At 66.5% G+C, this 21,477-nt stretch carries 14 protein-coding genes; 8 read left to right on the top strand and 6 right to left on the bottom strand.

The annotated features are described in order from the left end of the window. Window positions 1–35: 35 nt before the first annotated feature. Window positions 36–1,034 (bottom strand): N-acetyl-D-Glu racemase DgcA, encoded by a 999-nt coding sequence (gene dgcA, locus Q7U29_RS13615; protein WP_304742224.1) that lies wholly within the window; start codon window positions 1,032–1,034, stop codon window positions 36–38. A 140-nt stretch (window positions 1,035–1,174) separates the two neighbouring features. On the opposite strand from dgcA, the gene Q7U29_RS13610 reads away from it, so the two are divergent. The 3 genes from Q7U29_RS13610 to Q7U29_RS13600 are packed head-to-tail and all read left to right on the top strand — an operon-like array spanning window position 1,175 to window position 4,016. Further along, complete coding sequence (locus Q7U29_RS13610) at window positions 1,175–2,308, top strand: ABC transporter permease (RefSeq protein ID WP_304742221.1); 1,134 nt, start codon at window positions 1,175–1,177, stop codon at window positions 2,306–2,308. A gap of 2 nt (window positions 2,309–2,310) precedes the next feature. Beyond that, window positions 2,311–3,093, top strand: coding sequence for an ABC transporter ATP-binding protein (locus Q7U29_RS13605; RefSeq protein WP_304742219.1), 783 nt, complete (start codon window positions 2,311–2,313; stop codon window positions 3,091–3,093). Window positions 3,094–3,110: 17 nt separating this feature from the next. Continuing rightward, entirely contained in the window at window positions 3,111–4,016 is a 906-nt protein-coding gene (locus Q7U29_RS13600; RefSeq protein ID WP_304742217.1) for an MlaD family protein, read from the top strand. A gap of 206 nt (window positions 4,017–4,222) precedes the next feature. Here the strand turns inward: Q7U29_RS13600 and Q7U29_RS13595 are convergent, their stop codons facing one another. After that, window positions 4,223–9,718 carry a negative regulator of septation ring formation gene (locus Q7U29_RS13595; protein ID WP_304742214.1) on the bottom strand — a complete coding sequence of 1,832 codons (5,496 nt, stop codon included), beginning with the start codon at window positions 9,716–9,718 and terminating at the stop codon, window positions 4,223–4,225. Between the two features lie 398 nt (window positions 9,719–10,116). Here Q7U29_RS13595 and Q7U29_RS13590 point away from each other — a divergent pair, with 398 nt between their 5' ends. Then, window positions 10,117–10,494: an Hpt domain-containing protein gene (locus Q7U29_RS13590; protein ID WP_304742212.1), complete on the top strand. Its 378-nt coding sequence runs from the start codon at window positions 10,117–10,119 to the stop codon at window positions 10,492–10,494. Between the two features lie 127 nt (window positions 10,495–10,621). Further along, window positions 10,622–10,942 carry a 2Fe-2S iron-sulfur cluster-binding protein gene (locus tag Q7U29_RS13585; RefSeq protein ID WP_304742209.1) on the top strand — a complete coding sequence of 107 codons (321 nt, stop codon included), beginning with the start codon at window positions 10,622–10,624 and terminating at the stop codon, window positions 10,940–10,942. Window positions 10,943–11,381: 439 nt separating this feature from the next. On the opposite strand, the gene Q7U29_RS13580 is transcribed toward Q7U29_RS13585, so the two are convergent. Further along, window positions 11,382–14,408 (bottom strand): autotransporter domain-containing protein, encoded by a 3,027-nt coding sequence (locus Q7U29_RS13580; RefSeq protein WP_304742207.1) that lies wholly within the window; start codon window positions 14,406–14,408, stop codon window positions 11,382–11,384. Window positions 14,409–14,726: 318 nt separating this feature from the next. Here Q7U29_RS13580 and Q7U29_RS13575 point away from each other — a divergent pair, with 318 nt between their 5' ends. Continuing rightward, window positions 14,727–15,668 (top strand): LysR family transcriptional regulator, encoded by a 942-nt coding sequence (locus tag Q7U29_RS13575; protein ID WP_304742205.1) that lies wholly within the window; start codon window positions 14,727–14,729, stop codon window positions 15,666–15,668. A 14-nt stretch (window positions 15,669–15,682) separates the two neighbouring features. Here Q7U29_RS13575 and Q7U29_RS13570 read toward each other — a convergent pair whose 3' ends face one another. Both Q7U29_RS13570 and Q7U29_RS13565 read right to left on the bottom strand, forming a co-directional pair. Further along, window positions 15,683–16,783 carry a S9 family peptidase gene (locus Q7U29_RS13570; RefSeq protein ID WP_304742203.1) on the bottom strand — a complete coding sequence of 367 codons (1,101 nt, stop codon included), beginning with the start codon at window positions 16,781–16,783 and terminating at the stop codon, window positions 15,683–15,685. Further along, window positions 16,783–17,238 carry a thioesterase family protein gene (locus Q7U29_RS13565; protein ID WP_304742200.1) on the bottom strand — a complete coding sequence of 152 codons (456 nt, stop codon included), beginning with the start codon at window positions 17,236–17,238 and terminating at the stop codon, window positions 16,783–16,785. Before Q7U29_RS13565 ends, Q7U29_RS13570 begins: the two co-directional genes overlap by 1 nt. Window positions 17,239–17,414: 176 nt before the next feature. Here Q7U29_RS13565 and Q7U29_RS13560 point away from each other — a divergent pair, with 176 nt between their 5' ends. Together Q7U29_RS13560 and Q7U29_RS13555 are read left to right on the top strand one after the other, a co-directional pair. Then, window positions 17,415–18,443, top strand: a complete 1,029-nt coding sequence (locus Q7U29_RS13560; protein WP_304742198.1) for an NAD(P)/FAD-dependent oxidoreductase — start codon at window positions 17,415–17,417, stop codon at window positions 18,441–18,443. 125 nt (window positions 18,444–18,568) lie between these two features. Then, window positions 18,569–19,189 (top strand): DUF2147 domain-containing protein, encoded by a 621-nt coding sequence (locus Q7U29_RS13555; protein WP_304742195.1) that lies wholly within the window; start codon window positions 18,569–18,571, stop codon window positions 19,187–19,189. A gap of 101 nt (window positions 19,190–19,290) precedes the next feature. Here Q7U29_RS13555 and Q7U29_RS13550 read toward each other — a convergent pair whose 3' ends face one another. Further along, window positions 19,291–21,228: a hypothetical protein gene (locus Q7U29_RS13550; protein ID WP_304742193.1), complete on the bottom strand. Its 1,938-nt coding sequence runs from the start codon at window positions 21,226–21,228 to the stop codon at window positions 19,291–19,293. Window positions 21,229–21,477: the final 249 nt, after the last annotated feature.

Raw genomic sequence — 21,477 nt, 5'->3', positions numbered from 1 at the left:
CTCATCATGTGGTCTTCGCGACACCGGCTCTCCCATCATCCCCACAGCGCGGCTTCGGGCGGATAGACCAGGCTGCCGTCATAGCGCAGCCCGCCGTCGCGGTCGCGCGCCAGCAACAAGGGACCGTCGAGATCGACGAAGCGGGCCTGTCGCTCCAGCAGCATCGCCGGCGCCATCGCCAGCGAGGTCGCGACCATGCAGCCGACCATGATCTCGAATCCGAGCGCCTGTGCCGCGTCCGCCATCGCCAGCGCCTCGGTCAGCCCGCCGCTCTTGTCGAGTTTGATATTCACGGCGTCGTAGCGGTCATGAAGTCCATCGAGTGATTTCCGGTCATGCACGCTTTCGTCGGCGCAGACGGCGACCGGCCTGCGGCCGATCCGCGCCAGCGCCTCATCCTGTCCGGCCGGCAGCGGCTGCTCTACCAGCGTGACACCCATCGCGGCGCATTCGGCGAGATTTTGCTCCAGATTGTGCGGCGTCCAGGCCTCATTGGCATCGACGATGAGTTCGGATTCCGGCGCCGCCTTGCGCACCGCCGCGATTCGCAATCCATCGCCGTCGCCGCCGAGCTTGATCTTGAGCAACGGCCGGTGCGCCGCCCTGGCGGTCGCCGCCGCCATCGCCTCTGATGTCCCCAGCGAAATGGTGTAGGCGGTGGTGCAGGCTGATGGCGCGGGACGTCCGAGCAGGCTCCAGACCCGCTGGCCGCTGGTCTTGGCCTCGAGGTCGAGCAGCGCGCAATCCAGCGCATTACGGGCGGCGCTGGCGGGCATGGCGGCCTGCAGGGCCTGCCTGTCCAGACCGCGCGACAGCGGCCCCTGCATCGCCTGCAGGGCGGCCAGCGTCGCTTCCGGGGTCTCGCCATAGCGCGGATAGGGGACGCATTCGCCCCGCCCGGTATGGCCGTCATGGCTGACCTCGGCCACGACCGTCACCGCCTCGGTCTTGGCGCCCCGGCTGATGGTGAAGGAACCCGCGATCGGCCAGCGTTCGATTCGGGCGGCCAGGGTGGGGGATTTGCTGGAAGTCATTTGAAAATCTGGCAATTTTTGAACCACCGGCTTGCCCGGCGCAACCAAGTATGGCTGTTAAGGGACATGTTCTACAAGGCGGCGGCGTGTTGGATCCTTCCCTGCTTCATTGGCCGGGAATCGGCTGGGGTGTTGGCATCGTGAGCGGCGACCCGACATTGGAGCGGATTGCACGGGGCAATGGCCTGGCGCTGTGCGCCGCGGGTTCGTGGACTGCGCGCTTTGCGCCGGATCTCGAGCGGATCGTCGCCGACGCCGAAAAGCTGGCCGGCAGCCGGCCCAATATCTTCATCGATGTCTCGCAGGTCTCCAGGCTCGATACTTTCGGGGCCTGGCTGATCGAACGGCTTCGCCGCAGCCTGACCCAGGGCGGGGTGGAGGCGAAGATCGCAGGCCTTTCGGCCAATTATTCCACCCTGGTCGATGAAGTGCGCCGGGTGAAGGCTTCGCCCGCGCTCGACGCCAGCCCGGTGTCGCTCACCGGGATGCTGGACCAGATCGGCCGCAGCGTGGCCGGCGTCGGCGCCACCCTGGTCGGCCTGATCGACATGCTCGGCGCGGTGCTGGCCGCCGGCGGCAGGGTGCTGATCCGCCCGCGCGGCTTCCGGTTGACCTCGACGGTGCACCACCTCGAACAGGTCTGCTGGCGCGCCGTGCCGATCGTCGTGCTGATCACCTTTCTGATCGGCTGCATCATCGCACAGCAGGGCATCTTTCATTTTCGCCAGTTCGGCGCCGACATCTTCGTGGTCGACATGCTGGGCGTGCTGGTGCTGCGCGAGATCGGCGTGCTGCTGGTGGCGATCATGGTGGCGGGCCGTTCCGGCAGCGCCTACACCGCCGAACTCGGCTCGATGAAGATGCGCGAGGAGATCGACGCGCTGCGCACCATGGGGTTCGATCCGATCGAGGTGCTGATCCTGCCGCGCATGCTGGCGCTGGTGCTGGCGCTGCCGATCCTCGCGTTCCTCGGCGCGATGGCGGCGCTGTATGGCGGCGGGCTGGTGGCGTGGCTCTATGGCGGGGTCGAGCCGGAAGCCTTCCTGCTGCGCTTGCGCGACGCCATTTCGATCAACCATTTCACCGTAGGCCTGATCAAGGCGCCTGTCATGGCGGCGGTGATCGGCATCGTCGCTTGTGTCGAGGGATTGGCTGTGCAGGGCAGCGCCGAGTCGCTCGGTCAGCACACCACGTCGTCGGTGGTGAAGGGAATCTTCTTCGTCATCGTGATGGACGGCGTGTTCGCGATCTTCTTCGCATCGATCGGAATGTGACGATGGCGCCGCAACCCCAATCGCAAACTTCCAACAATATCATTCGGGTGCGCGACATCACCGTGCAGTTCGGCAAGAACCGCATTCTCGACGGCCTCAACCTCGATGTGAAGCGCGGCGAGATTTTGGGCTTTGTCGGCCCCTCCGGCGCCGGCAAGAGCGTGCTGACGCGCACCATCATCGGCCTCGTTCCCAAGCTCGCCGGCAGCATCGAGGTGTTCGGGATCGACCTCGACGGCGCCGACGCCAAGGCGCGGCGCGGCGTCGAGCGGCGCTGGGGCGTGTTGTTCCAGCAGGGCGCGCTGTTCTCCTCGCTGACGGTGCGGCAGAACATCCAGTTTCCGATCCGCGAATATCTCAGCCTGTCGCAGCGGCTGATGGACGAGATCACCGCCGCCAAGCTCGTCATGGTGGGCCTCAAGCCCGAGGTCGCCGACCGCTTTCCCTCGGAACTCTCCGGCGGCATGATCAAGCGCGTGGCGCTGGCCCGCGCGCTGGCGCTCGATCCGGAACTCGTGTTCCTCGACGAGCCGACCTCCGGCCTCGATCCGATCGGCGCCGGCGACTTCGACGAACTGGTCCGCACCCTGCAGCGTACTTTGGGCCTGACCGTTTTCATGGTAACCCACGATCTGGACAGCCTTTATACGGCTTGCGACCGGATCGCGGTGTTAGGGAACGGTAAGATCATTGCGGCAGGATCGGTCGCCGACATGCAGGCCTCGCAACATCCCTGGCTGAGGCAATATTTCCACGGCAAGCGCGCCCGCGCGGTCATGGGCTAGTACCGGAGTACATTCGAATGGAAACGCGGGCGAACTACGTCCTGATCGGAGCCTTCACGCTGGCAGTGATTGCCGCGGCGTTCGGCTTCGTGCTGTGGTTCCAGAGCCTCCACACCACCAAGGCGCGCAGCCCGATCCGGATCGTGTTCGAAGGCCCGGCCTCCGGCCTGCGCAACGGCGGCAGCGTCAATTTCAACGGTATCCGGATAGGCGAAGTCATCTCGGTCAAGCTGGATAACCCGCGTCGAGTCGTCGCACTCGCCATGGTCGAGAACAAGGCGCCGATCCGCAAGGACACCCTGGTCGGGCTGGAATTCCAGGGCCTGACCGGCGTCGCCGCGATCTCGCTGAAGGGCGGCGAGGAGGCGGCACCCCCGGTTCCGCTGGATGAGGACGGCATTCCGGTGCTGACCGCCGATCCGAACGCGCTGCAGGACGTCACCGAGGCGATCCGCGCCACCCTGCAGAACGTCAACCGGATCGTCGCCGATAACCAGGAATCGGTCAAAAACTCGCTGCGCAACCTGGAAACCTTTACCGGCGCGCTGGCGCGCAATTCCGAAAAAATCGACGGCATCATGGTCAAGGTCGACGGCGTGATGGGCAAGGCCGACAGCCTGATGCTGGGCCTCAACACGGTCGCCGGCGGCAGTTCCGGCGGCGAGCTGTCGGCGATGCTGAAGGCCATCAAGGACCTCGCCGACGATCTCGACAAGCGTACCAACCTTTTGATCGCCGACGGCCGCCGCACCCTCGGCGACATCAGCCGCGCCGTGAACAATTTCGACCGCAACCCGAGCCGGGTGATCTTCGGCGGCAGCAACAACGCCGCAGCGCCCGAGCCGGCGCCGGCGAGACCACCTGCGGCGTCAGCGGGGCCGAGGCCGCCCGCGGCCGGTGCTGCGCCTCGCAGGCCGCAGTAGCGTTTCGCCGTATGGCCGGCGACATGTCGTAGGGCGGATTAGCGAAGCGTAATCCGCCGTTTGCCAGGGTAGGTGATGCCGTCGCGCGTTCGGGTGGACAAGGCGGCGGATTACGCTTCGCTAATCCGCCCTGCGAGAATCCAATCCCCAAAACAAAAACGGAGGCATCGCTGCCTCCGCTTTTCTATTCCCTCATCAGCTGCAACTTACCCCAGCCGTCCCGCCGCATGCGCGAGCAGGGTGTAGACGAGGCCGGTTTCCGAGGTGAGGTGGCTGCGCAGCATCGCCGGGCCACGTTCGTCGCGGGCGACTTCGTCGAGCAACCGCTCGAACTCGGTGATGTAGCGATCCACCGTCTGCTTGAAGCCGCGGTCGGCGCGGTATTTGCGGGCGACCTCGTCGAAGGCCTTCTGGCCGGCAGGCGTGTACAGCCGCTTGGTGAAGGCCTTGCTCTCGCCGCGCTGATAGCGGTCCCACATCTCGGCGGCGAGGTTGCGATCCATCAGGCGGCCGATGTCGAGCGACAGCGACGCCAGCGGATTTTCGCTCGCGGCCGCCTGTTGCGGCGCGCGGGGGCGCGGCGCCTGGGCCGGGCCGGCGGCATCGGTGCGGTTCAACAGGTCGGACAGCCAGCCGTCGCGTCCCTGGTCGGAACTGGCGGGGCTGACCGGCGGCGCTTCGGTGCGGCGCGGGGCGGGGCCACCGAGGTCCGGCGGCGGCAGGGTCGATGCGGCGCTGCCGCCGCGCGGGGCCGAGCGCGACTGGCCACCGGCGGCGACCAGCATCGGCTCTTCCTCGCGCTGCGAGCTGGCGCGGCCCGCGGAGACCACGTCGAGGCCGCGGCCGTGATGGGCCACGATCCGGTTCAGTTCGGCCAATGCCTCGATCTGGTCGACGATCACCTTGCGCATCTGCGCCGTGCTCTCGGCGGCCTCCTGCGGCATTTCCAGCACGCCGCGGCGCAGCTCGTTGCGGGTGGCGTCGAGCTCGTTGTGCATTTCCGACGCCATCTGCTTCATGCTCGCCACCATGTTGGCGAACTTGTCCGCGGACTGCTTGAACATCGCGTCGGCTTCCTGGGTGCCCTGCTGATAGAGCTCGGCCATGGTGTCGGCGGTGAGCCGGCGTTCTTCCTCGGCCGCAGCCCGCACCGCCTCGAACTGATGACTGATGGCGGCGGAACCCGCGCCTGCGGTCTCCGCGACCACGCGGGCGATATCGCGGGCGCGCTCTTCGGCGGCCGCCAGCGATTCATCCAGCAGGCTGGTGAACCGCGACAGCCGCTGATCGAGATCGGCGGTGCGCAGGTCGATGGTGGTGACCAGCGATTCCAGCGCCGACTTGCGTTCGGAAACCGAGGCCGTGGTGCTGCGGTTGCTCTGCTCGACCACCGCCGCGGCCTCGACCAGGGCCTGGCCATGGTGCTCGAACTGGTTCGACAGCGAACCGAGGTCCTCCAGCGCCTTCGAGGTCTTGGAGTTGAAGACGCTGAGCTGGTCTTCCAGCGTTTGCGTCGCGACGCCGTTGCGCGAGGTGACGTCGTTCATGGCGGACACGAAGTCGGCCACGCGGGTCACCAGAGCGCGCTCCAGCGAGTTGAGGTTGTCATGCGCGCCGGTCAGCACTTCCTGCAGCAGGATGTTGCCTTCACGCAGCCGCTCGAACAGGGCGACGGTGTCGGTGCGCAGGATCTTGCTGGTCTCCTGCATTTCGGTGACGGCCGCGATCGAAACCTGACGCGACTGGTCGATCGCCGCGCGCGAGGACTGCTCGAGCTCCTTCAGCGACTTGGCCACCGCGCCGGTGGCGAGTTCGCCGGCGGACGTGATGGTCCGCGCGATGTCGGAGCCGTGGGTCATCATCGTCTGCGAGAACGCCTGGCCCCTGGTCTCGATCGATTTCAGGGCGTCGGAGGTCACGCGATCGATGTCGACCGTGAGCTGGCTGGTCTTCGAGCCGATCGCCTCGACCAGCGTTCCGCGCTTGCCGTCGATCATCTGCGCCAGCCGGTCGGTCTGCTGCTGCACATAGGTGACGATTTCGTCGGTCTTGCCGGTCATGGCGGAGCCGAACGAGCCGCTGGCGGCGAGCACCGTGCGCTCGACTTCAGCCGAGGTCGACTTGACCTTGGAGCTGACTTCGTTCGACGCGGCCACCAGTGCGCTCTGGGCGTTGAGCGCGCTGGTCTGGATAGTGTCGGTCGTGTTGGCGGTGACCGCGCTGAGCGAACGCTCGATGTCTACAGCGATCGCCTTGATCTGGCTGGCTGCATCGGCGGAAGTCGCCGTCAGCGAGCTTTGTGCTTCGCGCGCGCTGGCGAGGATCGAAGCGGCGGTATCGGCGCCGACCGCCGTCAAGGTGCGCTCCACGTCGCTCGCGAGCGACTTGACGTGGCTGGCGGCATCCGAGGATGCGGCGACCAGGGTGTTCTGGGCCTCGCGGGCGCCCGAGGTGAGCGCTTCGGAGGTGGAAGCGCCGGCCATCGACAGCGAACGCTGGATATCCGCTGCCAGCGACCTGACCTGGCTGGTCGCATCCGCGGACGCATTGACCAGCATGTTCTGTGCATCGCGCGCGCCCGAGGTGAGGGCCTCGGCGGTCGCGGCGCCGGCCATGGTCAGCGTCTCGGCGGTGGAGGTGCCGGCCATCGACAGCGAGCGCTGGATGTCGGCCGCCAGCGACTTGACCTGGCTGGCCGCATCGGCGGACGCATTGATCAGCGTGGTCTGGGCTTCACGCGCGCCGGCGGTGACCGCCTCGGCGGTGGAGGTACCGGCGATCGACAGCGAACGCTCGACATCGGCGGCCAGCGACCTGACCTGGTTGGTGGCATCCATCGAAGCGGTGACCAGCGTGCTCTGGGCTTCGCGGGCTCCGGCGGTGATCGCTTCGGCGGTGGAAGTTCCGGCCATCGAGAGCGAGCGCTCGACGTCGGCGGCCAGCGACTTGACCTGGCTTGCCGCGTCAGCGGAAGCCGTAACCAGCGTGGTCTGCGCCTCGCGGGCGCCGGCGACGATCGAACTCGCGGTGGCGGAGCCGGCGGCGGAGAGCGTGCGCTCGACGTCGGCGGACAGCGACTTGATCTGGCCGGCGGCCTCGGTGGAGGCCATCACCAGGGTGGTCTGCGCATCGCGGGCGCTGGTCAGGATCGAGTTTGCAGCCCCGGTACCGACGGCGGTGAGGGCGCGTTCGACTTCACCCGAGGTCAGCTGCAGCTGTGCATTGACGTCGCTTGAGACCGTCAGCAGCGATTGTTGCGCGGCGCGGGCGCCGGTCTGGATGGTCTCGCTGGTATTGACCACGAGGTTGGTCAGCGAGCGTTCCGCGTCCTCGACGTGGGACCTGATCCCGAACGACAATTCCTCGGCGCGGGCCATCAGGCCCTCGCTGGCCTGCCGGCCGCTGCTCTCGATGCGGCCTGCCACGGCTTCGATGCGCGAACCCAGCAGGTCCTCGAACTGCGCGACGCGCATGTCGATGTCGGAGGCAACCGCGCCGACCCGGGTTTCGATGCCCTGATGGATTTCCTGGAAGCGCGCGGTGATGGTGTCGGTCAGATGGGCGCTGCGGCCATCGATGGTTTGCGTCACATTGGCAATGCGCAGGTCGACGGCTTCGACCGCCTGGGCCGCGCCCTCCGTCAGCGACGTCGTGAGATTGGTGAGGCGCGTGTCGATCGAATGGATCGCCTGCGCGGTGCCGTCGGTCAACGACGTGGTGAGGTGGGTCAGGCGCGAGTCGAGCATGCTGACCGCCTGCGAGGCGCCGTCGGTCAGTGACGAGGCCAGCGTGCCGAGACGGTTGTCGATGGTCTCGGTGACCGACTTCGCCCGCGTATCGAAATTCTGTTCGAGCGATTTGAGGCGGCCGTCGATCGACTCGTCGAACGACCTGATCCTGCCTTCGATCGAGCTGTCGAAGGATGCGATCTTGCCGTCGAGCGAGGTGTCGAGATGGGCGACGCGGCTGCCCATCGTGGTCTCGAACTGCACCAGGCGCTGGTCCAGCGAAGCGGTGATCTCGCCGCCATTGGTGCTGAGGCGGGTGTCGAAGGTGTCGACATAGGTCTTCAGGGTGTCCGAGATGTCCTGGGTACGCTGACCCATGCGGTCGACGATTTCGCCGCCGAAGGTTTTGACGGTGCGGTCGAATTCCGAGATGTGGCGGGTGATCAGGGCGCCGAGCGTGCCCGAGTCGCGCGCGAATTTCTCCGCCAGCTCGCCGCCCTGGTTCCTGACCAGCTCGTCGAACGCGCTCATCTGCAGGGAGAGGGTGTCGTGCGCGGTTTCGGTCTGGCTGACGACCTTGGCCACCAGCGAGTTGACGGTGACGTCGAGCGCGTCGCTGGCCTTGTCGCCGGAGGTGAGGATCTGGGACGCCAGCCGGTTGCCGGCCTCGTCGATCTTGCTGACGAGATCGCCGCTGCGCAGTTCGAGCTCGAGCAGCAGGGAGTCGCTGGAATTCTTCAGCGAGTCGTGGACCTGCTCGGTGCGGTCGGAAATGCCGTCGACGATGGTGGAGGAGCGCTGCTCGAATTCGCTGGTGATGCGGTCGATCCGCTCGTTCAGCATCTCGTGGACGCGGTCGGCGAGATCGACGAATTCGTCGTGCACGTGGCCGGTCTTGAAATTGAGGCTGGTGGTGAGGCGTTCGCTGGCGTCGAGCACGGCGCGCGTGGTCTCGGCGCTGGCTTCCTCGAGACGGTCGAGCAGGTCGCCGCCGCGCTCGCCGAGCGCGAGGATCATGTTGTCGCCGGCGTGGCTGAGCGCGCCGGTGATGTGCGCGCCGCGTTCTTCCAGCGCGCCGGTGATGCTCTTGGCGACTTCGTCGACGCGCGATGCGATCGCGTCCGAGATCAGCGCGATATCGTGGCGCAGGTCGATCTGCACGCCGGAGATGGCGCTGCGGACCTGCTCGGCCTGTCCGACCAGGTTGTCGCGCTGGTGGGCGATGTCCTGCAGCAGCGCGCGGATGCGCACTTCGTTGTCGCTGTAGGCGCGCTCGAGCGCCGAAACTTCGTTGGCGACGAGGGTTTCGAGTTCGCCGGCGCGCGCGATCGCGCGCTCGACGCCGTCGCCCATGGCGGCGACTTCGCGGCGAATCGCCTGGCCGACGGTGACCATGGAGTCGGAGGCCGCACCTTCGGGCTCCGAAAAGCGGATCGCGACCTGCGCCATCGACTGCGCGATCATGCGCAATTCCTGGCCGCGCCAGGCAAGGCTCGCCAGGAAGTAGAACAGCAGCACCGGCGCAAAGAACAGGGCCGCGAGGCCGGCCAGCACCAGCGTACCGCCGGGGCCCTGGCCGATCGACGCCTGCAGCGCGGGCAGGAAGCTGAAGGTCAGCAGCGCGCAGCCGATGATCCAGATGCCGGCAAACAGCGTGGCGAGGGTGTAGACGTTGCGGGCGGGGCGGCCCTTCTGGATCGCCTGCAGGATCTGGCCAATGGTTTCGCGGTCGTCATTGGCGGCGCGGCGGGCGGAGCGCGGCTCCTCGATCGGCTCGAAGATCTGCCGGTCGGCGCTCCGTGTGTCGAAGCTGTCATCATATGACGGCGGCGAAGACGTATTGGACGCCGCATCGCTGCGGACCGAACTTCGCGTGCTGTCGACCGCGGGCGCGTCACTGATGTTGAGGGCTTCCTGAATGGCAGAAAGCGCGACTTCGGTAGGGTCTTTGACCTTTTTGGGATTGTTCGCCATGTTCAGTCTGAGCCCTCGTTTTACTTTTTACGCGTCCGATCGAGGCTTGCTGGAAAGTCGCTCGCAAGCCCGCAACCGGTGTCGTTTCCCGTGCGGAGCCAAGGCGCTTCCGTCGCCCGCCTTCTCCGCCACCATCCGGAAACATCCTATTGGCAGAGCGGTGCGAATGAAATGGCCGCGATTAATACAATCTTAATCATCGTTAACAGCAGGGGCGCGTAACGCCTTACGGGTGCACAAAATTCCCGGATCGGGCTGCCGATTGGGGCGACTGTTCGCCGAAAACAAGGCGAACTTGCGGCAGGTACGTCAAACGTTCCATTAACCATTCCTGTGTTTGGCTGGCGAGAACGTCGCTGCCCCCGGGCCGAATTCGCGGGGAGATCCGGACTATCGCCATGCCGCTTCATCTTGAACAGGTTGACTGGATGCCATCGCCCCCGATTGCTCCCGATGACGGTCCGATCGATCTCGAACATCTCCGGCGGATGACGCTCGGCGATGCCGGCCTCGAGCGCGAGGTGCTGGCGATGTTCTCGGCCCAGACCGTCGGTCTGATCGGCGCGCTCGCCGCCTTGCCTCCGGAATCAGGCGCGCTGGCGCATACGCTGAAGGGGTCGGCGCGCGCGATCGGCGCCTTTGCCGTTGCCGACGCCGCAGCACGCCTGGAAGCCGCCATTCAGAAGGGCGATGATCCGGCGCCGTCGCTTGCCGGATTGAGGGATGCCGTGACCGAGGCGCGCGCCGCCATCGACGCGATCCTGCGCCGATCCTGATACGCCAGCCGTCAGAGGGCGCCTCCCGGACGCGCGGCAGGTTTTCGCCCCGGCCGCTGGCGCAGAGCGGATCGACCCGTTATAGGACTGCCCGGACCTCTCTTCATCCCGGCAGTAACGAGCAATCATGGCCAAGATTCACTTTGTCGACCATAACGGCGAAACCCGCATCATTGACGTCGAAAACGGCGCGACCGTGATGGAAGCGGCGATCCGCAACGCCATCCCGGGCATCGAGGCCGAGTGCGGCGGGGCCTGCGCCTGCGCGACCTGCCATGTCTATGTCGATGAAGCCTGGCGCGAGAAGGTCGGCGCGCCGACCCCGATGGAAGAGGACATGCTGGATTTCGGCTTCGACGTGCGGCCGAATTCGCGGTTGTCGTGCCAGATCAAGGTCAGCGACGAACTCGACGGCCTGATCGTGTCGACGCCGGAGCGGCAGGCCTAGTACCTGGAATCACCAATCGGTATTGCAGCCCATCCTTCGAGACGGCCACTTCGTGGCCTCCTCAGGATGAGGTTAACTTGCTGAAACACAACAACCCCATGCTGAGGAGCGAGCGTCGCGAGCGTCTCGAAGCATGGGCAGCAAGCGACTTGACCGATCTCACATAGCCAGTACTAGCCTTTATCCAGACCCATTATCGAGCGACCCGAAGGCGGCGATGGTCGCCCGTTGCCGTCGTCCGGCACGGGGATCCGCTTCGCGGCCGGCGCAAGGAAGGTGACCAGCAGCAGGGCCGCGCTCAACAGGATTGCCGCAACCAGCAGCGCTTCGGACGAGATCGTTCTGCCCCTGACCTCGCTGGGTGTCGTGCGCGGTGGATAACCGCTGGTGCCCCGGCGGCGAGGTCTCTCATCGTGCGCCTTCATCGAAACGGCCGGCTTTACCAATTGTATCGGGCGACGCCCTTGCCGGCGTACGAATTGACGTTGCTGCCGAACTCGCCTTCGAAAGTGGCGGCGAGCGAGAACCCCGACATCCATTTGACTTCGGCGGAAGCCGTCGTCAGCGCCTTGTCGGCGGACTGCGCCGCGCCGTTCACCACGAAGCTCGCGCCGGGCAGCGTCTGGAACGTCGCGGCGAGGTTGCGGTCGGTGTTGAAATCATGCGCCCAGGCCGCGCGGCCGCGCAGCGTCAGGACGGCGTCCCGCATGGCGAAGGACTTGTCGGTGCGCAGGCCGAGTTCGCTGCGCGACGCCGTGACGGTCCTGCTCCCATAGGCCAGCGCAAAGGTGTTGGCGCCGGACACCACGCTTTCCGCATAGGCCGGCAATTCGAATGTCGTGAACTGTCCGGCGGCGTAGGGCGTGAGGCCGACCAGTGCCGTGGCGAAGCGGTAACCGGCCTCGGCGCGGCCGGAGAATGCGTTGGCGTTGAATTGGGCGCGCAGCCGGTCGACGCCGGCGACGGTTCGATCGGTGGTGACATCCTGCCAGCCATAGGCCAGCGCGGCGGAAAGATAAGCCGGGCCGGCGGTGTGGCGAAGGAACGCGCCGGCCTGGAACAGGTCGGAACGGCCGCTGCCGAAGCCATTGACGCCAAAGCTGGTGCCGCCGCCCGCCAGCGCAAAACCCGCCAGCGTATTCGGCGAGAAGCGATAGTCGGCCCCGACAGCGGTGCCGTAGATGCGGCTGGTCGCGGTGCTGGTGCCGAGCACGCCGTTGCCGTCGGTGGTCTGCGATCCGCCATAGCCCGCGGCCCAGACGCTCCAGCGCGGGATGAAGGCGACCGGCGGCGCGCCGGCCTTGGTGATCATGGCATAGGCGTCGCGCCCCGGACCGCGGTCCATGCTCGCCTCGGTGAATTGCGATGCGCCCGGTGTCGCCGACGTGTCGCCGCGTCCGCCGAGGAACGGATCGGTCATCACGCCCATGAACTGCGTCATGGCGTCAATGGTGGTCTGCTGGCTGCCAACAGCGGTCTCGCCGGAGACCTGGCTCAGACCGGCCGGCGTCAGCGCCGCGAAGGCCAGCGGAATGCCGCCGGTGGCATCGAAGAAGTTGGTCAGCGCATTGCCGACATTGGCCTGATTGCCGCCGAGGCCGCCGGGGACAGCGAAGTTGAGCGCGAGATTGAGATAGACGTTGTTGGCGTCGTAGCTCAGGCTCGAGGTCACGCTGGAAGGCAGGTTGTTGTTGACGATCGCGCCGAAAGTGCTGCCGCCGAGGCCGCCGGCGGCATTGAGGATGGTGTACTGCCTGGACACGTAACTGCCGGGCGCAAAGCTGGCATTGACGGTCGCGCCGCCCAGCGTCGCAGTGCCGGTAACGTTGACGCGGTCGGCGTTGGAAGGCGACACCTCGATCATATAGGACGAGGCCGCGGTGAAACTGAGATTGCCGTTGACGGTCAACACCCCGATCGAATTGCCGGGCGCCAGTGCGCCGCCTGATATCGCTGTGTTGCCGACGGTGCCGTTGCCGCCGAGCGTGCCGCCGGCATTCACGGTCGTCAGCGATGACGTCGCGATCGAGCCGTTCACGGTCAGAAGACCGCCGTTGATCGTGGTGGCGCCGATATAGGTGTTGCTACCCGACAGCGTCTGATGCCCGCCGTCCAGCACGAGCCCTCCGGTCTTGCCAAAATTCCGCTCGATCACGCCGGCGAAATCCCCTGCCGCATGGGTGATGACCAGATTTTCGTCTCCGACGCGGAGGACGCCGCCCGCGATGCCCCGGAGCGACCGGATCGAGACGTCCGCTCCCGCGAAGCCAACGTTTACGGTGGCGCCGCTGGCCGCGATATTCAGTTCGCTGGATGCGGCGATCGCTTGTGCGCTTCGAAGTTCCAGCTCCGCGTTGGTGCCGGTGAGCGTGGTGGCGCCGGTATAGATGTTGTCGTTCGTCAACCTCAGAAAGGAATTCTGACCGAGCGTCAGGCCGCCGTTGCCGTCGATGACGCCGCTCATGTAGGTGCTGATTCGAAGGGAATCATGCTCGATCGTCAGCGTCCTGTTGCCGAGATGCACTGCCGTTCCGGTCCCACCGAACAGAAAGCCGACCGATGCGCCGTTGACGGTTCCCGCGATATCCAGCGTGGTATTGGCCTGCATGTTGAAGAACGTATTGGTCGTGTCGGCAGCGCCGGTCAGTGCGACCGTTCCGCCCCCGATTCCGAACGTGCCGCCGGCCGGCGAGGTGGTGCCGCTGAAGGTGAAGGTGCCGGTGCCGTATTTCTCGAAACCGAGCCAGTCGTTGGCGACGTTTCCCGAAAAGGTCGTCGAGGAATTGTCGGCGCCGAACGTCAGGCGCGCGGAACTGCTACCGGAATGCAGCGTGCCCGCCCCGCTCAGCGACGCGACGGTTTGCTGGGTCGTGCCGATATCGAACGTCGCGCCGGCGGCGATGTTCAGCGCGGTGGAACTGCTGAGCACGTTGTTGGCGCTGACTCCCAGCGTGCCGGCGGAAACCGTGGTCGCGCCGGTGTAGGTGTTGGCGCCGGACAGTACCAGAGTCGAGCCGGCGCCGTTCTGGACGATGCCGCCGGCGCCGGCAATGGCGTTGGCGATGGTATGGGTACCGCCCGTCGAGGTGTTCAGAATGCCGCCCGACAGCGTCACGGCCTGTCCGCCATCGACGGTATAAGAGGTCGCCGCGGTGGTGTTGAAGGTCCAGCCTGTCAGCGTCGCGGGGCCGGCGAGGGTGACGGTTTCCGATGCGCCCGCCGTATTGCCGAATGTCGCGGTGTCGGCGGCGAGATTGCCCGGAAACGCCGTATTCAAATTCCAGTTGGCAGGCGTCGTGTAGCCCGTGCCCGAACCGCCAACCCAGACGTAATCGTCCGCCTGTGCCGGCGCGGCCAGCAACAGCGCGACGGGGGTCAGCACCGTGGTGGATACCAGCAGGCGGCGACCGAGCGAGCCCAGGCGCCGGCCCACGGCGCCAACGAACGGCGGCTTTGCAATCATCATGACGTCCCCACAGCAATGCCGTTCCGGCGCACGACGGCGCGCCGGCCGGTTCGAAATTCCGCATTGGCTTCCAGGGTGCGTGTCGACGGCGATGCCGTCGTGCACGATCCCAGCCCCGGCCGGGACAATAGGTGCGATGCGGGACGGTGAAAAATTGAGTCTCTGAATGCCATCCATAACGCCCGCGAATGTTTCGCGGCACGGGCGGAGACTCCGCATTTGTTCGGTGGCGTGCCGCTTTTGTCTTGGACAGCGGCCGACAGGACAACCTATGTATCACCCGCGCGAATGATTATTTTTTTGGGGGTACGGACGGCGATGGCGACCATCAACCTGCGGAGCGTCGATCTCAATCTGCTGATCGTGTTCGACGCCGTGTTCGCCACCGGCAATATCAGCCACGCCGCCCGGCAACTGGCGCTGAGCCAGCCCGCCGTCTCCAACGCGCTGACGCGGCTGCGCGAGCATTTCGACGATCCGCTGTTCGTGCGCGCCGGCCGCGGCGTCAAGCCGACCAACCGCTCGCAGCAGATGATCGAGCCGGTGCGCGAGGCGCTGCGGCTGATCCGCCAGCAGTTCGACGGCGACCGCGCCCTCGACCTGGCTTCCTACAAGCGGCACTTCCGCATCGTGATGGTGGACCCGCTGGAGCCGATTCTGATGGCGCCGCTGCTTCGCGAGATCACCCTTCATGCGCCGCTGGTCACGATCGAGTCGCGGCCGCCGTGGAACACCAACGTCGCCGACGACATCATCGCCGGAACGCTCGATCTCGCCTGCTATACGTTCCCGGTCAGTGCGCCCGGCCTGGTGATGACGACGATCTGCCCTTGCGAATATGTCGTCATTGCCCGCAACGACCATCCTGATATCGCCAGGAAGCTCGACCTGAAAACCTTCATGTCGCTCGGCCAGATCGCGCTGATCGGAGAGTTGCGCAACCACGCCACGGTCGATCGCGACATCATCACCCGCGGCGGCAACCGGCGGATCGTCTACCTCGTCAACAAGGTGTGGTCGATGCCGGCGATGGTGGCCGACACCGATCTCGTGGCGGTGGTGCCGCGCCGCTTCGCGGAACGGATGGCGCCGATCTTCGGTCTCACCTTGCATGAGCCGCCGATGCCGATCGCGGAACAGCATTTTCACATGATCTGGCACGAGAACAACAACGACGATCCCGGCCACAAATGGCTACGCGAGATGCTGATGCGGCAATTGCGACAGGACGGGCCGGCGGCGACGCCGTCAGGGCGCTAGCCGCGCGCGCGGCGTCACCGGTTGCCCTGGCCGGCGAGTTCATCGCCGGTCGCATACAGCGCGCAGTCCGGCGCGTGTTTCGCGCATTCGGCAAGTGCGGCGGCTTCGGCCAGGCCCGGCGTTCGCAATCCGCTGCGGAAGGCGTATTGGCCCTTCGGCGACACCGCGAAGGCCTTGTGCGCGCCGCTGGCGAGGTAGGCAGTAAAAGCGGCGCGGCCTTTTTCGCTGAACTGCCGGGGCGGCGGAACTGCTGCAGTGGCAGGCGCGGCGATCAGGTCGCGGGTGCCGAGATTCATCTCGCGCAGAAAACCATCGACCATCGGCGTCCAGACCGAGACTCCCATTGCGGAAAACAGGCCGTGGCCGTCGCGGCCGAAGGCGGGCGCGTCGATGAAACGGGCGCGTCCGCCGGCCGTGGTGAAGGCGACATGCATCCGGCGCGCCAGATCAGGTCCGAAGTACTTGTCGTTGCCGGCATAGACCCACAGCGACGGAATTCGCGATGTCTTGCCCAGGCTTGCGAAAGCGCGAACCAGCGCGTCCTCGTCGCACACGTCATCGTCGGCGCGCGAGCCGCGGCCGCCGGCGAAGCTGATCACGGCGGCGAGGCCCGGCGGCGGATCGGCCGACAGCGCGATGCTGGCGAATCCGCCGGCGGAAACACCGGCCGCGATCATGCCCTGGGTGGTGACGTCGGTACGGCGGCTCATGGCATCGACGGCGGCGCGCAGGTCGGCGGCCGAAGCGTTCGCCGAGGCGAGATAGTTGCGGCGATCGCAGGGACCGTTGCTTTCGGCGTAGCCGCCGCCGGAATCGCCGTAACCGCGGCGCATCACCACGACGGCGGCAAAGCCGCGGCGGGCAAATTCGATGGCCTGCACGTAGAGGCCGTTGGGCGTCATGCCCTCGCGGGCCGCGGCCTCGCGCGGCGTACCATGGCTGAGCAGCGCCAGCGGATAGCGCCGCGTGCCCGAGGGGCGGATCAGCATCGCTTCCAGCCCGCGGGGACCGGCGGCGGCCATCGCAATCCGCAGGTCCTCGCGATGGAATGGATCCGCCGCGGTGGCGGGCGCCGCTGCGAGCAGGGCCATCAGCGCCGCCAGCGCGAGGCGCATTATTTTCCGTCGAAGCCGCGGTGCAGCCATGGCTGGAAACTCCGCAAGATCTCCTCCGTCAGCGGCGTCGGCTTGCGCGTCGCCTCGTCCAGCAGCACCGAGACCGACCGCGCCGAGGCGACGCAGATGCCTTCGGAAAACACCACCTGGTCGAACGTCACCGAGGTGCGGCCGAATTTCACCACGCCGAGCCCCATCTCGATGGTGCCGGGCCAGCGCAGTTCGGCGCGGAAATGCATGTCGAGCCGCACCATGATCCAGGTGACGCCATCGGGCATCAGGCCGTAGCTGCGGTCCTTCATCAGCGTGACGCGGCCGGTTTCGAAATAGCTCGCATACACCGCGTTGTTGACGTGCTGGTTGGGATCGAGGTCGGCGAACCGCACATTGTCCGTCAGCCGGTAGGGAAAATCCTCCAGGCGAGGCGTTGAATCGACGCGGGCAGGGGCGTTCACGGGCAATCTCCTGATATTCCCGGCCCATACAGCCCAGTTATGCAAGCCCGGCAAGGGGTTGCCGGGCAGGCCAGCCGCCCATTTATGGCTTTCCTCTGCTCCCGGCGTTGGCTAGACAGGCGCAGCCCAAAGGCACCCCGGCCGGCCGGCGACGGTTCAACTGAAAAGAAGCTGACATGAGCGAAGCAATCAAAACCGATGTGCTGATTATTGGCGCGGGCCCCTGTGGACTGTTTGCCGTGTTCGAACTGGGCCTGCTCGACATGAAGGCGCATCTCGTCGACATCCTCGACAAGATCGGCGGCCAGTGCGCCGAGCTCTATCCGGAAAAGCCGATCTACGACATTCCCGGCATTCCCCTGGTCACCGGCCAGGGCCTGACCGATGCGCTGATGGAGCAGATCAAGCCGTTCAACCCGACCTTCCATCTCAACGAGATGGTGGAGACCATCGAGAAGATCGGCGATCCCGGCTTTCGCGTCACCACCGATGCCGGCCAGGTGTTCGAATGCAAGGTGGTGGTGATTTCCGCGGGTGGCGGCTCGTTCCAGCCGAAGCGGCCGCCGGTGCCGGGCATCGAGGCCTATGAAGGCACCTCGGTTTTCTATTCGGTGCGCAAGATGGAGCAGTTCCGCGACAAGGATCTGTTGATCGTCGGCGGCGGCGATTCCGCGCTGGACTGGACCCTCAATTTGCACCCGATCGCCAAACGCGTCACGCTGTTGCACCGGCGCGACGATTTTCGCGCCGCCCCCCACAGCGTCGAACAGATGCGCGCGCTGGTGGCGGCGGGCAAGATGGAACTGAAGATCGGTCAGGTCACCGAGCTGGAAGGCAAGGACGGCCAGCTCACCGGCGCCACGGTGAAGGGCAACGACAACGCGATCACGAAAATTGCCTGCGATACCATCCTGCCGTTCTTCGGCCTCACCATGAAGCTCGGCCCGGTCGCCAACTGGGGCATCGCGCTCGAGCACAATCTGGTGCCGGTCGAAACCTCCGCGTTCGAGACCAGCGTGCCCGGCATCTTCGCCATCGGCGATATCAACACCTATCCCGGCAAGCTGAAGCTGATCCTGTGCGGCTTCCACGAGGGATCGCTGATGGCGCAGAAGGCGCACCGCTACGTCTATCCGGAAAAGCGGCTGGTGTTCCAGTACACCACCTCGTCCTCCAGCCTGCAGAAGAAGCTCGGGGTCAATTGATTCCGCTGGCAATGCCATGAAAGAGGCACGCCGGCCGGCCCTGGGGCGGGCCGGCGGCACTGGAACCGTCCGCGAAATGGCCTTAGTCTGGGGCCATTGTTTTATGGATTGGCCAGGTGGTGAAAATGCAGACTGCGATATCCAGAATTCGACGGACGTTCTTGTTCGCGGTCGGTTTCGGCTTGCTCGCCGGCATGGCGATGGCGCAGGTCGCCGAGCCGACCGCGGCGGGGCTGTGGCAGAAGATCGACGACGGCAAGCCGGTGGGCTGGTTCCTCGTGGTCGATCGCGGCGGCATCTTCGAGGGCGCGATCGCCAAGACCTTCCCGCTGCCGGGCGAAGCGCCCAACCCGGTCTGTTCGAAATGCACCGATGACCGCAAGGATGCGCCGGTGCTCGGCATTTCCTTCATCCGCGACATGAAGCGCAACGGCTTGAAATACGAGAACGGCAACGTGCTCGATCCGCGCGACGGCAAGATCTACAAGGCCAAGATGAGCGTCAGCGCCGACGGCCAGACGCTGACCATGCGCGGCTATATGGGAATCTCGCTGTTCGGCAAGGACGAGACCTGGACCCGGCTGCCGGATACGGCGATGGCCCAGCTCGATCCGGCCGTGGTCGCCAAATACCTGCCGGCGCAGGCCGCGGCGATGAAGCCGGCACCGGTCGCAAAACAGCCGGCCGCCCCGAAGAAGACCGCGCCCGCACTGGCGCCGGCGCCCGGAGCCCCGCCCGCGCGGTAGAGAAACGTCCACTTTTCCAGCGCTTCATTGTTGAACGCATCGTCCGCTCTTCTCCCCTCCCTCCACGCGCCCTTGCGGGGGGGGGGAGGGGAGAAGAGAGCTCAGCGCCCGACCTGCGCGCCCTCGACATCGAGCTCGAGTACCGAGGCTGCGGCCGGCAGGGCCGCATCCGCCATCGCGGCATGGCCTTCGGCTGAGGGGTGCACGGCGCCGCCATAGACCGCGGAGAGAACGCCCCAGGTCGCGTCGTGGATATCGGTGGGCTGGCTGGAGGCCGGCAATCCGCCGGGATAGGTCATCGCGGCGAAATAGCTGTCATTGGCGTCGCGGATCCAGCGCGCGCGCGGCAGATAGGCGCGGTACTCGCCGGCGCTGCGGCCGCAGCGCATCGGCTGGCTGGCGGCGGTGACGATGTCGGAATCGAAACTGTCGCCGTTGGCCGAAAAGCACGCCTGGTCGAATTCCGGATCGGTCGACGCGCGCGCGCAGAATCCGTGGCCGGCGAAGGTGGCCTGATGCGCGTCGACGAAGGTCATGCGGTCGGCGGCGGGATCGCGGCACAGGATGCCGCCCTGGCACAGTGCCAGCGCCTTCAGCTGCGGCAGGAATTCGTTCTGCACGTAATTGGAGACGTTGGACAGCCGCTGCGGCGCCGCGTTGAACGAGGGATGAATGTCGAAACCGGCGGGGCCGCCGGGGCAGGGCCCGCCATTCTCCGCCAGCGTCGGATTGGCATAGGACACATAGACGACGCGGGACATGTCGCCGACCAGCGGCTTCAGCGCCTCGCGCAATTTGGCAAACCCGCGCGGCAGGTCGTTCGCCATCGCGTAGCGGGAATCCTCCACCGAGCCGATCACGCCGGAGCGCCGGAACAGCGCGCGCTCGGTCGGGCTGTCCACGATCACGTCGGCGACCAGCCCGGAAAAATTGATGTCGTTGGCGCCGACCGACAGCAGCACCAGGTCGAGCCGGCGGTCCGGCTGGCGGCGCTTGGCGGCGGTGACGGCCTCGCGCAATTCGTTGAGCTGGGCCGAGACCTTGCCGGAGCATCTGGCGCCCGATTTGGTCGGCGGGCATTCGCGCGCCTGCTGCGAGCCGAACAGCCCCTCGGCGATGGTGGCGCCGGTGCAGGCCAGCGGCAGGTAGGTCACCGCGATGTGGGGATATTGCACGGCGAGCGCCAGCGCGGTTCGGGTCTGGTAGCTGTACAGCGAGCGATGGCAGGCTGAATTCAGCCACAGCGCGCTCTGGCGCTGCCACACCTGCAGACTGTCGGGCGCTTCGCAGGCCCGGCCGCCCTTATAGCCGGCGCGGCTCGGGCGGTAATATTGCGTGTAGGCCATCCCGAGATAGGAGCGGAAGCAAAATCCCTCATCCGCCAGCGCGATCGGCCGGTCCGGATTGCCTTCGCCCGACGCGATGCTGTCGCCGAGCCCGGCGATGAAGATATCGCGCACCGCGATCTCGGTCGTGACCCGCGCCGGCGCATCGGCGGACGAGACGTCCACGGTGGCGACCGTCGGCCGGCCGTAGCGCGCCCGGAAATTGACCGGCTCGGCGCAATCGAAAGTCGATTGCCGGGGGCCGTCGCCGTCGTCCAGCGTCCAGGCGCAGGTGGCGCCGACCGGAACCTGGCCGGTCAGCCGCACCGTGACCGGATGCTCTGAAGGCGTCAGGTAGCTTTCCTTGCTGCCGTCGCGGCTGCAGGGCTCGCTGACGCGGCCCAGCAGATCGATGCAGAGCCGGTTCACCGTGTTGCGGGCCCAGCCGCGGCCGTCGCTCTGCAGCGCCAGCGCCTGCTCGGTGGCCAGAACGCTGCGGCCGCGGTCGCCGTCGGCATGCAGCAGGAAGTCGCGCTCCTCCCTGAACAGCCGGAAGCGGTTGCGCACCTCCCACGAAATCTGCATCGCGGAATCGCCCTGGGCTTGCACGGCCGCCGGCGGGACCAGCGGGACCTGCGCCGTCGCCGGCGACGCGGTGAGCGCTGCCGCGAGCAGCGCTGCGGGCATCATGAGGCGGAACTGAATTCGAACCATGGCGCGTTTGACGCTACTGGTAGGGCGGAAATAAGAGAACCGCTTTTCTTCCCCCCTCCCTCCGCTGTGTCCGCCGAAGCCACTTGGCGAAGGCGGGCGCAGCGGTGGGGAGGGGTCGGGGGTGGGGGGCGCCTCGGCAAGCTCGCTGACCGCGCTCCCAGCCGATAGACCCCCCACCCCCGACCCCTCCCCACCGCGCGCGAGGGCGCGCGGGAGGAGGGGAGAAGAAAGCCGCTACCCCCGCGCCTG

Source organism: Bradyrhizobium sp., from assembly GCF_030654605.1.
Taxonomy (GTDB): domain Bacteria; phylum Pseudomonadota; class Alphaproteobacteria; order Rhizobiales; family Xanthobacteraceae; genus Bradyrhizobium.
The sequence above is the reverse complement of the archived record's forward strand: the minus strand, read 5'-3'. Positions and strand labels throughout refer to the sequence as shown.